Origin of the sequence: Nonomuraea sp. NPDC049028 (assembly GCF_043197735.1) — a bacterium.
Taxonomy (GTDB): domain Bacteria; phylum Actinomycetota; class Actinomycetes; order Streptosporangiales; family Streptosporangiaceae; genus Nonomuraea.
Genome location: NZ_JBICTR010000002.1, coordinates 899105 through 912802, shown reverse-complemented (window position 1 = coordinate 912802; position 13698 = coordinate 899105). Strand labels below are relative to the sequence as shown.

The window sequence follows — 13698 nt, the reverse complement described above, 5'->3', positions numbered from 1 at the left end:
ACTTAGGCTTGCCTAACCTAATCGATCAAGGGATCCCCCAATGCGTCTGGCGTTCCTGCTGCCCCTTCTCGTGCTCGCCGCCTGCGGCACCTCCACCACCGCCCAGCAGGCGGGGCCGACCAGGACGGTCACCCACGCCATGGGCCAGACGAAGGTGCCGATGGAGCCGAAGCGGGTCGTGGTTCTCGACACCGACAAACTCGACACGATGGTCTCGCTGGGCCTGGCCCCCGTGGGCGCGGCCCAGGCCACCGAGAGCCAGGCGTGGCCGAAGTACCTCGGCTCGGCGCTGTCGGCGACCAAGGCGGTCGGCACCCTCCAGCAGCCGAACATCGAGGCCATCATGGCGCTCAAGCCGGACCTCATCCTCGGCACCAAGTTCCGGCAGGCGGCCTTCTACGACAAGCTCAGCAAGATCGCCCCGACCGTGTTCACGGAGAAGGTCGGCGTCACCTGGAAGCAGAACTTCCTGCTCGACGCCGAGGCCCTGGGCAAGAAGGACCAGGCGGCCGGGCTGCTGTCGGCCTACGAGACGCGGGCCAAGCAGGTCGGCGCCAAGTACGCGAAGCTGAAGGTGAGCATCGTCCGCTTCATGCCGACGGAGATCCGGATGTACGGCCCCGAGTCCTTCAGCGGCATCGTCGTCGGCGACGCCGGCATCCCCCGCCCGGAGACGCAGATGCTGGCCACGCAGCAGGACAAGCGCTTCGGCAAGCTGAGCCAGGAGAACATCGCCCAGGCCGACGCCGACGCCGTCTTCTACACCGCCTACGGCCAGGCGGCGGCCAAGAGCCAGGCGTCGGTGACCGGCGGCCCGCTCTGGAAGAACCTCGGGGCGGTCAAGTCGGGCAACGCCCACAACGTGGACGACGAGGTCTGGATGCTCGGCATCGGCGTCACGGCCGCCGGCGGGATCCTCGACGACCTGGACAAGTACCTGGCCCCGCTCGCCTGATCAGCCCCAGAACCGGCGCAGGTGCGGCACCAGCTCGCCGGCCCGCTCGTCGGGGAAGAACAGCCGCCCGCCCTCGATCTCCACGATCTCCTTCACGCCAGGGATCGTGTCGCGCAGCCAGCGGGCCCAGCTCACGTCGAAGAAGACGTCGCCGGTCCCCCACACCACCAGGGTCGGCACGGCCAGCACGGTGAGCAGCGGCTCGATCGCGATCATGTCCTTGGCGTCGATCGAGGTCAGCAGCCGCTCGAAGGCCCGCCCGCCGTCGGGCTTGTCGAAGATCGGCCGCAGGTAGTGGTCGACCAGGTCCGCCGGATCGTCGATGCGCTCATAGCCGTCGCCGAGCGCCGTCCGGGCCAGCAGCTCCGGCTGGTCCAGCAGCGCGGCGGTCAGCGGCGCGAGCTCGCCCCGGGCGGCCAGGTCGACCGTGGGCTGGAAGGTCTCCGGCGGCGTGTTGGTGTGGACGTCGCAGTTGGTGAGCGTGAGTGAGCGCAGCCGCTCCGGGTGGCGTACGGCGAAGACCTGCGCCACCGCGCCGCCCGTGTCGTTGGCCACCAGGTCGACCTGGTCCAGCCCGAGCTCGGCGCAGAGCTCCTCCACCGCCTCGGCCATCGCGGGGATGGAGAGGTCGTCGCGCGGCGCGCTGCCGCCGTGCAGGGGCAGGTCGATCGCCACGCACCGGCGCTCGTCGCGCAGCTCGGCGATGACGTTGCGCCAGAGGTAGGAGCTGGTGCCTACGCCGTGCACGAACAGGGCGACCGGTCCGTCGCCGACGTCCACGTAACTGATGTCGTTCATGATCTTGTGTCCTCATGCCTGGATTACAAACCGACTGTCGGTATATGAAATTACAGACCGACTGTCGGTTTGTCTATGGCCTGCGGGCAGAGGTCCGCTTCTACAGTGGTTCCATGAACCTCAAGGCGGAACGCGGCGCGGCCACCCGCGACCAGCTCCTCGCGATCGCCACGCGGCTGTTCGCCGAGCACGGCTACGAGGGCACCTCGATCGAGGCGGTCCTCCAGGAGTCGGGGCTGAGCCGAGGCGCCCTCTACCACCACTACGCGGGCAAGGACGCGCTGTTCGAGGCGGTGCTGGAGGCGACGGAGGCGGGGATCGGCGTCAAGATCGTCGAGGCGGTCGCGGGCATCACCGACCCCGCCGAGGCGCTGCGGGCCGGCGTTCTGGCCTGGATCAGGCTCGCGGGCGATCCGGTGATCCAGCGCATCGTGCTGATCGACGCGCCGTCGGTGCTGGGGTGGGAGCGGTGGCGGGCGATGGAGGAGCGCTACTCCTTCGGCATGCTGAAGGGCGCGCTACGCGCCACGGACGCCATCCCCGACGGCTTCCTGGACCTGCACGCCCACATGCTGCTGGCCGCCATCAACGAGAGCGCCCTGCTGGTCGCCAGGGGCGGCGAGCGCGAAACGGCGGAGGCGGCGGTAGAGGAGTTCCTCCGGCGCATCCTGCACCACCCCTGAAGACGGCTGGGATCCACGGACCGGGGCCAAGAATGCGCACGTCACGGCGCCCAGCCCGCGCCACCGGAGGAGCGTGCCCCTGGACAGACGGCAACCGAGCACGGCGGGTGGGGCCCACCGTGCTCTGCCGTAAAAGAAAATTGGTTGTTATGCCGCCGCGGTGGCCATCTTCCGCAGCCGGGCCAGCGCGTCGCGCTCGATGCGGCGGGCGCGGTCGCGACCGATGCCGTAGCGTTCGCCCACCTCGGTCAGGGTGTGCTCGCGACCGTCCACCAGCCCATAGCGCCAGCGCAGCATGTCGCGGGTGTCACCCTCGAGATCGGTGAGCCACTGGTCGAGCCGCTCGCGCTCCAGGATGTCGATCGCCTGCTGCTCCGGATCGGCCCAGGTCTCGTCGGCGATCATGTCGCCCAGCTCGGTCTCGTCCTCGTCGCCCACCCCGAGCTGCAGCGACACCGGGTCCGACGCCCAGCGGCGCAGCTCCCGAACCCGCTCGATCGGCAGCTCCAGGATCCCGGCGAGGTCCTCGTCGGTCGGCTCGACGTCGAACTCCGCCAGCATGTCCCGGCGCACCCGCATCAGCCTGGTCATCTGCTCACCCGCGTGGGTGGGCAGCCGCACCGGCCGCGCCTGCTCGTGGATGGCCCGGCCCACGGACTGCCTGATCCACCACGTGGCGTACGTCGAGAACTTGTAACCCCGCTTGTAGTCGAACTTCTCCACCGCCCGGACCAGCCCCAGGTTCCCCTCCTGGACCAGGTCGATCAGCGGCATCCCGCGGCCGGAGTATTTGCGGGCCACCGCCACCACCAGGCGAAGGTTCGCCTGGATGAACTCGTCTTTCGCCCGCCGGCCGGAGACCGCGACGCGCTCCAGCTCCTCATCGGCCGCGTCACCGATGCGCGGCTCCGCACCCCCGCTGTCGAGCAGCTGCTCGGCGAAGAGGCCCGCCTCGATGCGCTTGGCGAGCTCCACCTCTTCCTCCGCCGTGAGCAGCGGGACCCGCCCGATCTCCGCCAGGTAGGTCCCCAGCAGATCGCGATCAGCGACGTGCTGCTCCTGCGTGCGACTCCCCGTAGGCCTTGCCATCCCCAGGCACCTCGTTCCGCAGCTACGTTCTTATCCGGCCAACGTCCGGCCAGATGCAAAGATTCCCTAAAGGGCTACGACCAGGGGACGGTTCTGGATGTCCTCCTAAAGGAGGAGACCACCGAGAAACACCTGGTGAACGAGGGGAACACCCGGCCGATAGGCGAGATGGACGTAGGACGGAGCGTCGAGCACGACGAGGTCCGCGCGGGCTCCCGGTAGCAACCAGCCTACGTCCGTACGCCGCAGCGCGCGGGCCCCTCCACGGGTCGCGGCCCTGACCGCCTCCAGCGGCGTCATGCCCATCTCCCGCACGGCCAGCGCCACGCAGAACGCCATCGACGAGGTGTATGAGGAGCCGGGATTGCAGTCGGTGGCCAGCGCGACGACCGCCCCCGCGTCGAGCAGCCTCCTGGCGTCGGGGTAGGGCGAGCGGGTGGAGAACTCGGCGCCGGGCAGCAGCGTCGCCACGGTGCCAGGGGCGTCCTTCGGGGCGCAGGCGGCCAGCGCGTCGACGTCGGCGGCGCTCAGGTGGGTGCAGTGGTCGGCCGAGGCGGCGCCTACCTCGCAGGCAATCTGCACGCCGGGCCCCTCACCGAGCTGGTTGGCGTGCACCCTGGCCTGCAGCCCCGCCTTGATCCCGGCCGCCAGCACCGCTCTGGTCTGGTCGCCGTCGAAGGCGCCGCGCTCGCAGAAGGCGTCCACCCACTTGGCGTACGGCGCGCACGCCCGCAGCATCTCGCCGGTGACCAGCCGCACGTAGTCGTCGGCCCCGATGCCCGACGGCACCACGTGCGCCCCGAGGTAGGTGGTCTCGTCGGTCAGGCCAGTGGCGATCTCCAGCGAGCGCCGTTCGTCCTCGACGGTCAGCCCGTAACCGCTCTTGATCTCCACGGTCGTGGTGCCCTGCGCCCGCATCTCGCCGGCCAGGGCGGCGGCCCTCGTCGCCAGCTCCGCGTCGGAGGCGGCGCGCGTGGCGGCGACCGTGGTCCTGATGCCGCCACCGGTGTAGGGCACGCCGGACATGCGCGCCTGGAACTCGTGCGTCCGGTCACCGGCGAACACCAGGTGCGCGTGGCTGTCCACGAACCCCGGGATGACGGCCCGGCCCCCGGCGTCCACCCGCTCGTCGGCGTCCGGCGCCCGCTCCGCCGGGCCCACCCAGGTGACCAGGCCGTCCTCGGCGACCAGCGCCGCGTCCTCGATCTCCTCCCGCTCCGGATCCCCGGTGTAGAGCAGCTTGATCCCGTCGAACAGCACAGAGGTCATCGAACCCATCCAATCGCCTCGGTCAGCATGGCGCCCACGTCGCCCAGCGTGTGCCGCCCGTCCGACACGACGCGCCGGCCACCTGAGATCACCGAGTGCACGTCGGCCGCCGTCGCCGCGAACACCACCGCCTCCACCCCGCCGGCACCCGCCGTACGGACCGAGTCGAGGCGTACGGAGACCAGGTCCGCCCAGGCGCCCGGCACCAGCAGCCCGGCGTCGGGGAAGCCCAGCGAGGTGTGGCCCGCGGCCGTGGCGGCGGTCAGGAGCTCCTCGGCGCGCCAGTGGCCGCGCTCGCCGGTGGCCAGCCGTTCGTCCAGCTCGACCGCCCTGGCCTCCTCGAACAGGTCGACGACGGCATGGCTGTCGGAGCCGAGCGTGATGGGCGCGCCGCGGTCGAACAGCGTCCTGGCGGGCCCGATGCCGTCGGCCAGGTCGCGTTCGGTGGTGGGGCACATGCAGATGTGCGTGCCCGACTGGGCGAGCAGCTCGATGTCGACGTCGCTCAGGTGGGTGGCGTGGACGGCGGTGGAGCGCGGTCCGAGCACGCCCCGCTCGTGCAGCACCTGCACCGGGCTGGCCGCGTACATCTCCACGCACGCGGCGTTCTCGGCCCGCTGCTCGGAGACGTGCGCGTGCAGCGGCGCCGCGTGGTGGCGGGAGAACTCGGCGACCACCGGCATCTGCTCCGCCGGTACGGCCCGCACCGAGTGGACGGCCGCGCCGATCTCCACGTCGGGCTGCCCCTTGTAGGCGGCGGCCAGCTCGTCGGCCCGGCTCGCCCACCGGTCGGCGTCCCCGTCCCCGAAGCGCACCTGCGCCCCCACCAGTCCCGTGCCGCCACCGGCCGCCGCGCCTGTGCCGATGCCGCCCGTCAGGTAGCAGGTGTCGAGCAGCGCGATGCGCAGGCCCGCGTCTCGGGCGGCCTGGATGAGCGCGTGGCCCATCGCGTTCGCGTCGTCGTACGGCCGGCCGTTCGGCGCGTGGTGCAGGTAGTGGAACTCGCCCACGCAGGTGACCCCCGCCAGCGCCATCTCCGCGTACGCGGCCCTGGCCAGGGCGAGATAACGGTCCGGGTCGAGCGCCGCGGCCACCTCGTACATCCGCTCCCGCCACGTCCAGAAGTCGCCCGCGCCCGCCTGCGTGATGCCGCGCAGCGCCCGGTGGAAGGCGTGGGAGTGGGCGTTGGCCAGGCCGGGCATCGTCAGGCCCGCCAGGCGTTCGGCGCCGTCAGGGTCGCCCTGCGTCACGTCGGCGATCCGGGTCCCGTCGACCCTGATGAGCACGCTTTCGTGGACGCCGTCGGGCAGCCAGGCGTGCTCGCACCAGTAGGTCACCGACACAGGTCCTCCAGAACGTTCGCGAGAGCGACGACCCCCGCCTCGCAGTCTGCCTGCTCGGCATGCTCGTCCGGGGATTGGGACACGCCGGTGGGATCGCGTACGACCCCCGGCGGGGGCGAGGACGCGGTAGTGAATGAATCCATTCAGTTGACCGGGCCCGCGCTGGGCCGCAGCGTGAGCTCGGTCAGGTGCGCATCGGGCCCGGCGTTGACGATGGCCAGCACCGCGCGGGCCACGGACTCGGGCTTGAGGTATTTGTCGGGCTCGTAGTCGCCGCCCTCTTGCTCACGGACGCCGCGCTGCATGTCGGTGTCCACCCGGCCCGGGTAAATGGTGGTCACCCTGAGCTCGGTCTCCTCCTGGCGCAGCGCGTCGGCGAAGGCCCGCAGCGCGAACTTGCTCGCCGCGTAGGCGCCCCAGCCGGGGTTCGCCCGGAGCCCGGCGCCGGAGTTGACGCAGATCACATGACCGCCGGCCCCTCTGAGCGCGGGCAGCAGCAGCCGGGTCAGCTCGGCGACGGCGATCACGTTGAGCTCCATCGTCCTGCGCCACACGTCGGTCTTCAGTTCCGCGACCTTGCCGAGCAGGCCGATCCCGGCGCTGTGCACCAGCAGGTCGAGTCGCTCGACGCCCGCCACGTCGGCCTCGGTGACCTCGGTCAGCTCGACCGGCCACACCCTGGCATCGGGCAGTTCGGCCGCCAGGGCGGCCAGCGCGTCGCGGTCGCGGCCGCCGAGGATGACGTGGTGCGTGGGCCCCAGCGCTCTGGCAATCGCTTCGCCGACACCACGGGAGGCGCCGGTGACCAGCGCGATCGGTCGTTCAGTCATGCGGCTCAGTTTATGACCTTGACATGAGTTCAAATTTGACTACAAACTTGTATATGTCTTCTTCAACCCGTGTGCTCATCCTCGGTTGCCTCCTCGACAAGCCGCTCAACGGATACCAGGTCCGCCGGCATCTGGAGGTGATGGGCGCGGAGCACTGGGCCAACGTGGCGTTCGGCTCGATCTATCACGGGCTGAGCAAGATGGCCGAAGAGGGCCTGCTTGAGGTGGTCGAGAGCGGCAAGGGCGGCAAGACGGTCTACGAGATCACCGAGGCGGGCCGCAGGGACTTCCACCGGCAACTGCTCGAGACCTGGTACGACATCAGGCCGATCATCGATCCCTTCCAGGTGGCGCTCACGTTCATGGACCGCCTGCCCAAGCAGGAGATCCTCGACGCGCTCGACGGCAGGATCCGGCAGCTCAGGATGTCGATCGAGACGATGGAGAGCATCTACGGCGTCAAGCAGCGCTACGGCGCCCCCCGGCACGTCGACGAGAACCTCCGCCTGACCGTCGCCATGCTCGCCGCACACCTCGACTGGGCGGAGAAGGCGGTCACCAGAGTCGAGAACGACGAACTACCGTAAGGAGCCGCAAATGATCATTGAGGCGCACGGCTTACGCAAGACATTCGTCACCAGAGGCAGAAGGGGCACCCAGACCGTGGAAGCGGTCCGTGGTGTCGACCTCGAAGTGGGCAAGGGCGAGATCTTCGGCGTCCTCGGCCCGAACGGCGCCGGCAAGACGACCACGATCAGAATGCTCGCCACGCTGATCACGCCCGACGCCGGCACGGCCACCATCGCCGGGCACGACCTGCTCAAGGCACCCGGCGCCGTCCGGCGCAACCTGGGCTACGTCAGCCAGGCCGGCGGGGTTGAGGAGAGCACCACGCCACGAGCGCAGATCATCATGGCCGCGAAGATCCACAGTGTGCCCGACCCGGCCGGGGCCACGGCCGACGTGCTCGCCAGGTTCGACCTGACGGAGATCGCCGACCGGCCCGGCCGTACTCTCTCCGGCGGCCAGAAACGGCGCGTGGCCATCGCGCTCGGGCTGGTGCACAGCCCGCCGCTGCTCTTCCTCGACGAGCCCACCACCGGGCTCGACCCCCAGAACCGCGCCAATCTCTGGGACCGCGTCAGGCAGCTGCGCGAGCTCGGCACCAGCGTGCTGCTCAGCACCCACTACCTCGACGAGGCCGACGCGCTGTGCGACCGGCTGGTGATCGTCGACCACGGCCTGGTGGTGGCCGAGGGCACGCCGGGCGAGCTCAAGCGCGAGGTCGCCGACGACGTCGTCACGCTCAGGCTGGACGAGACGGAGCGGGCCGCCGCAACGCTCAAGCCGTACGCCCGCGAGACGCGCGTCGACGACGACGTGCTGCGCGTGTACGTCGACGACGGCGAGCACGCCCTGCCCACACTGCTGCGGGCGCTGGAGGAGCAGCGCCTCGCCCTGTCCTCGATCGCGCTCGACCGCGCCACCCTCGACGACGTCTTCCTGGCCAAGACCGGCCGATCCCTGCGCGACACCGGAGCCGCCGCATGATCCGCCACACGCTGCTTTTTCTGGTGTACGAGCTGCGCAACACGTTCAGGAACCCGATCTGGCCGCTGTTCGGCATCGTCCAGCCGGTGGTGTACCTGCTGCTGTTCGGCCCGCTGGTGGCGGGTGCCGCCGGGCAGCCCATCTCCGCGCAGCTCACGAGCTTCGCGCCGGGCATGCTGGTGATCACCGCGCTGTTCGGGGCGATCGGCGTCGGCTACGGCATGATCTACGAGCTGCGCAGCGGCGTCCTGGAGCGCATCGCGGTCAGCCCCGCCTGGCGCCCGTCGATCGTGCTCGGCCGCACACTCCGCGACGGGGTCGTGCTCATGCTCCAGTCGGTCGTGGTGATCGTGATCGCGCTGGTCATGGGCATGCGCGCCAGCCTGCCCGGGCTCGTCGTCATGGTGCTGCTCATCGCGGTGACCGGCCTGTTCTCCTCCGGCATCGCGTACGGTCTGGCGCTGTCGCTGCGGGACGAGAACGGCATGGCGCAGATCATGCAGTTCTTCGCCCTGCCCGTGATGCTGCTGTCGGGGGCGCTGCTGCCGATGACGCTGGCGCCGGAGTGGATGCGGAAGGTGGCCGTGTTCAATCCGATGTACCACCCGGTGGTGGCGGGGCGGGCGCTGTTCGCGGGGAATCTGACCGACGTGTCGATCCCGATCGCGTTCGCGGTCATGCTGGTGCTGGCCGCGCTGACCGTGACCTGGTCGGTGCGCTCACTGCGCCGGATCGCCGGTTAGCCCCAAGCCGGTCGGGCCGGAACCGGAACCGGTCAGACCGGAAGCGGGCGGCCCGGAACCGGTCAGGGGAGATCGCCGGTGACGAATGTGCCGGTCTCGTCGGTCATCCGCTCGTACTCCTCCAGCCGGGCCTGGGTACGCAGCGGCGCGGCGTCGGCCATGGCATCGACCAGGGCCATGGCCAGCGTGAGCGGCGCCGCGTGGGAGTCGAACACCAGCCGGTCCCCCACCGGCGCGTCGAGCACCACCTCGGCGGGGAAGTCGGCTTTGTCGCAGATGGCGGCGATCCGCAGGCCCAGCTTCTCGGCGTACTCCAGGGCGTGCATCACCTCGGCCGGATAGCGCGGCAGCACCACGGCGAGCAGCCATTCGGCGCCCGCCCGCCGCGCGGCGTGCAGCCCCTCGATCAGCTCGGAGCCGCCGTGCGTCAGCAGCCGCACTTCCGGATGGATCCGCCGCGCGTAGTAGGCGAAGGTGGTGGCCAGCCCGCAGGAGACCCGCAGCCCCAGCACCGGGAGCGGCTCGGTGGCGGCCAGCGACTCCCCCAGCTCCTTCAGCGGCAGGCCCGCCAGCCGCTCCCTGACTGCGGCCAGGTTACGGATCTCACTGTCGATGGCGCCCTGGAGCAGGCTCTCCTCCGGCGGCCCGCCCAGCACCAGCGGGCGCAGCGCCTGCCGCAGCTCCGGATAGCCGGCGAAGCCGAGCACCATGGCGAACCTCGTCACGGACGGTTGGCTCACCCCTGACCGCTCGGCCAGCTCGACGCTGGACAGGAAGATCGCCTCGTCGAGATGCTCGGACAGGTAGTGGGCGATCCGCCGCTGCACCGGAGAAAGTCGCCGCCCGTCGAGAAGCCCGGCCAGACCACTGTGGTATCCACCTGTCACAGCAGCTCCAACACTATCTGTCCGACTTCTCATCCCTCCCGCGCCAGGTGGATCCACCCGGCCGGCGGCTCGTTGCCGGGGAACAGCTCCAGGATGGCCCGGTTGTCGGGCCTTGCGGCGCTCGCCCGGCGCGAGCCCTGAATGAGCATATTCACCTATGTCACTCGCAGTACTGGCCCGGTTCACCCAGACAGGGCTGGGCCCGCCAAGGGGCGGCACGTTCGGAAGACGGGGCTAGCTCACCAGGAACTGGGTCGCGGCCAGTTCGCGGTAGAGGTCGTCCTGGCCCACCAGTTCGTCGTGCGTACCGACCGCGCGTACCCCGCCCGCCTCCATGACCACGATGCGGTCCGCGTTGGTCACCGTCGACAGCCGGTGCGCGATGACGAGGACGGTCGTCTCGGCGGCCACCTCGGCGATGACCTCGCGCAGCCGGAGCTCGTTGACCGCGTCCAGCTGCGAGGTGGCCTCGTCGAGCAGGAGCAGCCTGGGCTTGCGCAGCAGCGCCCTGGCGATCGCCACCCGCTGCCGCTCGCCGCCCGACAGCAGCACACCCCGGTGTCCGACGGCCGTCTCGAGCCCCTCGGGCAGCCTGGCGACCAGGTCGTCCAGGCGGGTGCGGGTGATCGCGCGTCGCAGCTCCTCCTCGGTGGCGTCCTGGGCGGCGAAGAGCAGGTTCTCCCTGAGCGTGCCCGCCAGCACGGGCGCGTCCTGCTCGACATAGCCCAGCGTGGCCCGCAGCTCGGCGAGCGGCCAGTCGCGGATGTCCCGGCCGTCGACCGTGATCAATCCGTCCTGGTGCTCGTAGAACCGCTCCAGCAGGGCGAACACCGTCGACTTGCCCGCGCCCGACGGCCCGACGAGCGCGGTCAGCCCGCCGGGCGGCACCTCGAAGCTGACCCCGTCGTGCACGATCGGCCGGTCGTCCCCGTACCGGAACACCACGTCCTCGAACCGCACCCCGGCCGGCCGCGCCGCGAGGAGTGCCGGAACCGTGGCGCCGACGGGCTCGGCGGGCAGGTCCTCGATCTCCTTGATCCGCTTCATCGCCGCCAGGCCCTGCTGCAGCTGCACCATGCCCTCGACGATCTGCCCGATCGGCGCGACCAGGTAGAACAGGTAGAGCAGGAACGCGATCAGCGACGAGACCTCCAGCACGCCCGAGGCGACCCGCGCCCCGCCGACGGCCAGCACGCACAGGAAGGCGATCTGCACCGTCATCCAGGTCGCCACGCCGGCCAGCGAGGTCCACCCGGCCACCTGCAGCCCCCGGTCGCGAGCGCGCGTGGCGGCGCCGCCGACGACCGCGATCTCGCGCTCCTCCGCGCCGCTGGCCTTGACCGTCCGGTACGCCTGCAGCGCCCGGTCGAGCACGGCGCCCATCTCGCCGACGGCCTCCTGGGCCTGCTTCTGCGCCCGCTGGATCCTGGGCATCACCAGCCCGGTCAGCCCGCCGATCACCACCACCACGAGCAGAGTGACCAGCAGCAGCACGCCGTCCATGGTCGCCATCATGATGATCGCGCCGGCCATCATGAACACCGCGCCGATCGAGTTCACGACCCCGTTGGTCAGTACGGCCCGCAACAGCGTCGTGTCACCGGTCACCCGCGACAGCAGGTCGCCGGGCTTGAGCCGGTCCACGTCGGCGACCTTGAGCCGGAACATCCGGTCGATGAGCCGGCGCCGCGCGCCCAGCACGATGCCCTCGCCGGTGCGCTCCATCAGGTACGTGCCCAGAGCCGACACCACCGCTCCGACCAGCACCGCCACGGTCAGCCCGAGCAACGGCCCGGCCATCGACCGGTCCTGGCCGAAGGCGTCCACCACGTACTTGGCCAGCAACGGCATCGCCAGGCCCGCCGCCGAGCCGACCAGGCCGAGTAACCCCCCGAGCACCAGGATCTTCCTGTGCGGGCGCATGTAGGCGAGCAGCTCTCTGATCACCGTGTCTCCTCTCGCGACATATCCCGAAAACCCAACGAACGGCGGATCGCGATCCGCACCCGTCAACCTAAATTGACGACCAAAGTATGTCAACCTTCGTTGACGTCTCATTCTCGAGGAGGAGAAGACACATCCGTTCGCGGAGTTGCGACGAATACGCCGTCGAGGAACCCGGCCGGAACCTCTCGATCTCGATCAGCACTCTCGAAAGGACCGAACATGGAGCTCCGGATCAACCGGCGCGCTCTAGTCGGACTGGGCGTCGCGGCGGCGTTGACCGCCTCCTCGTTCGCCCTGCTCCGTACCGACTCCGGCGACGCTTCCTCGCACCGCGAGGCGCCGATGATCGCGGGGGACCCGCGTAACGACAACACCGACGTGTACGCGTTCGTCAGCCCCGACAAGGCCGACACGGTGACGCTGCTGGCCAACTGGATCCCGTTCCAGGAGCCGCAGGGCGGCCCGAACTTCTACACGTTCGACACCAAGTCCCGCTACAACATCAAGATCGACAACGACGGCGACGCCAAGCCCGACATCGTCTACCAGTGGACCTTCCGCGATGAGGACCGGCGCGGCAACGCCACGTTCCTGTACAACAACGGGCCCGTCACCTCGCTCCACGACGAGAACCTGCTCTTCCGCCAGCACTACACGCTCAGGCGGATCACCGAGGGCGGCACCAGGACGCTCATCTCGGACGGCATCGTCGCGCCGAGCAACGTCGGCCCCGCCTCGATGCCCGACTACGGCACGCTGCGCGCCCAGTCACTGAAGAGCCTCCCGAACGGCGGCAAGGCCTACGCCGGCCAGTCCGACGAGGCGTTCTTCCTGGACCTGCGCGTCTTCGACCTGCTCTACGGCGGCAACCTGTCCGAGGTCGGCCAGGACACCACCAAGGGCTACAACGTGAGCACCCTGGCCGTCCAGGTGCCCGCCCACGACCTGGCGCTCCGGGGCGACGCCCGGCGCAACCCGGTGGTCGGCATCTGGTCCACCACGGACAAGTGGCGCCCGAACGGCTACGTCCAGGTCTCCCGCCTGGGCAACCCGCTGGTCAACGAGGTCGTGATGCCGGCCGGTCTGAAGGACGCGTTCAACTCGCTGCCCCCGGTCAAGGACGCCGGAATCCCGGCCGTGGTCAAGCGCGTCACCGACCCCGAGGTGGCCAGGCTGCTGGAGGGCATCTACGGCATCAAGGCGCCGGCGACCCCGCGTGGCGACCTGGTCGAGATCTTCCTGACCGGCATCGCCAAGGGCAACGGGCCGATCAAGGCCGACCTGAACTCGCAGACCCTCAACAAGGACGCCGGCCGGCTGCGGCCCGCCGAGATGCTGCGGCTCAACATGGCGGTCCCGCCGTCCAAGGACCCCAACCGGCTCGGCGTGCTGGCCGGTGACCTGGCGGGCTTCCCGAACGGCCGCCGCCTGTCCGACGACGTCGTGGACATCTCGCTGCAGGCCGTGGCGGGCGCCGCGCTGTCCGGCAAGCTCGTCCCGGGTCTGACGGACAAGGTCGACAAGAACGACAAGCCCATCCTGGACTCGTTCCCGTACATCCCGCTGCCCAGCAACGTGGCGGTGAACCAGCGGTGAGCCCCGA

Annotated in this window: 13 protein-coding genes; 6 read left to right on the top strand and 7 right to left on the bottom strand. The window is 70.2% G+C overall.

Annotated features, from left to right (window positions below; genetic code table 11):
- Nucleotides 1–40: 40 nt before the first annotated feature.
- Entirely contained in the window at nucleotides 41–955 is a 915-nt protein-coding gene (locus tag ACGFJ2_RS10340; RefSeq protein WP_357942873.1) for an iron-siderophore ABC transporter substrate-binding protein, read from the top strand.
- On the opposite strand, the gene ACGFJ2_RS10335 is transcribed toward ACGFJ2_RS10340, so the two are convergent.
- The gene (locus ACGFJ2_RS10335) at nucleotides 956–1753 is read right to left on the bottom strand and encodes an alpha/beta hydrolase (protein ID WP_357942871.1); all 798 of its coding nucleotides are present in this window, start codon (nucleotides 1751–1753) and stop codon (nucleotides 956–958) included.
- A gap of 113 nt (nucleotides 1754–1866) precedes the next feature.
- Between ACGFJ2_RS10335 and ACGFJ2_RS10330 the strand changes: the two genes are divergently transcribed.
- Entirely contained in the window at nucleotides 1867–2436 is a 570-nt protein-coding gene (locus tag ACGFJ2_RS10330) for a TetR/AcrR family transcriptional regulator (protein ID WP_357942869.1), read from the top strand.
- 147 nt (nucleotides 2437–2583) lie between these two features.
- On the opposite strand, the gene ACGFJ2_RS10325 is transcribed toward ACGFJ2_RS10330, so the two are convergent.
- The 4 genes from ACGFJ2_RS10325 to ACGFJ2_RS10310 all read right to left on the bottom strand — a co-directional run bounded on the left by ACGFJ2_RS10325 (nucleotide 2584) and on the right by ACGFJ2_RS10310 (nucleotide 6967).
- Entirely contained in the window at nucleotides 2584–3525 is a 942-nt protein-coding gene (locus ACGFJ2_RS10325; RefSeq protein WP_357942866.1) for a sigma-70 family RNA polymerase sigma factor, read from the bottom strand.
- Between the two features lie 105 nt (nucleotides 3526–3630).
- A complete protein-coding gene (gene hutI / locus ACGFJ2_RS10320) occupies nucleotides 3631–4794 on the bottom strand; it encodes an imidazolonepropionase (RefSeq protein ID WP_393466779.1) in 1164 nt (387 codons plus the stop codon).
- Nucleotides 4791–6137, bottom strand: coding sequence for a formimidoylglutamate deiminase (locus ACGFJ2_RS10315; protein ID WP_393466776.1), 1347 nt, complete (start codon nucleotides 6135–6137; stop codon nucleotides 4791–4793). Before ACGFJ2_RS10315 ends, hutI begins: the two co-directional genes overlap by 4 nt.
- Nucleotides 6138–6280: 143 nt before the next feature.
- Nucleotides 6281–6967 carry an SDR family oxidoreductase gene (locus ACGFJ2_RS10310; RefSeq protein WP_393466773.1) on the bottom strand — a complete coding sequence of 229 codons (687 nt, stop codon included), beginning with the start codon at nucleotides 6965–6967 and terminating at the stop codon, nucleotides 6281–6283.
- A gap of 53 nt (nucleotides 6968–7020) precedes the next feature.
- On the opposite strand from ACGFJ2_RS10310, the gene ACGFJ2_RS10305 reads away from it, so the two are divergent.
- Genes ACGFJ2_RS10305 through ACGFJ2_RS10295 form a run of 3 tightly spaced genes read left to right on the top strand, consistent with a single transcriptional unit; the run spans nucleotide 7021 to nucleotide 9261 of the window.
- Nucleotides 7021–7554: a PadR family transcriptional regulator gene (locus ACGFJ2_RS10305; protein ID WP_357942857.1), complete on the top strand. Its 534-nt coding sequence runs from the start codon at nucleotides 7021–7023 to the stop codon at nucleotides 7552–7554.
- A 10-nt stretch (nucleotides 7555–7564) separates the two neighbouring features.
- Nucleotides 7565–8518, top strand: a complete 954-nt coding sequence (locus ACGFJ2_RS10300; RefSeq protein WP_393466769.1) for an ATP-binding cassette domain-containing protein — start codon at nucleotides 7565–7567, stop codon at nucleotides 8516–8518.
- Entirely contained in the window at nucleotides 8515–9261 is a 747-nt protein-coding gene (locus ACGFJ2_RS10295; RefSeq protein ID WP_393466766.1) for an ABC transporter permease, read from the top strand. Before ACGFJ2_RS10300 ends, ACGFJ2_RS10295 begins: the two co-directional genes overlap by 4 nt.
- Before the next feature lie 62 nt (nucleotides 9262–9323).
- Here ACGFJ2_RS10295 and ACGFJ2_RS10290 read toward each other — a convergent pair whose 3' ends face one another.
- Both ACGFJ2_RS10290 and ACGFJ2_RS10285 read right to left on the bottom strand, forming a co-directional pair.
- A complete protein-coding gene (locus ACGFJ2_RS10290; protein ID WP_393466763.1) occupies nucleotides 9324–10148 on the bottom strand; it encodes a MurR/RpiR family transcriptional regulator in 825 nt (274 codons plus the stop codon).
- Nucleotides 10149–10382: 234 nt separating this feature from the next.
- On the bottom strand, nucleotides 10383–12095 hold the full coding sequence (locus ACGFJ2_RS10285; RefSeq protein WP_393466760.1) for an ABC transporter ATP-binding protein: 1713 nt from the start codon (nucleotides 12093–12095) through the stop codon (nucleotides 10383–10385).
- 219 nt (nucleotides 12096–12314) lie between these two features.
- On the opposite strand from ACGFJ2_RS10285, the gene ACGFJ2_RS10280 reads away from it, so the two are divergent.
- Nucleotides 12315–13691 carry a DUF4331 domain-containing protein gene (locus ACGFJ2_RS10280; protein WP_357942849.1) on the top strand — a complete coding sequence of 459 codons (1377 nt, stop codon included), beginning with the start codon at nucleotides 12315–12317 and terminating at the stop codon, nucleotides 13689–13691.
- Nucleotides 13692–13698 lie beyond the last annotated feature (7 nt).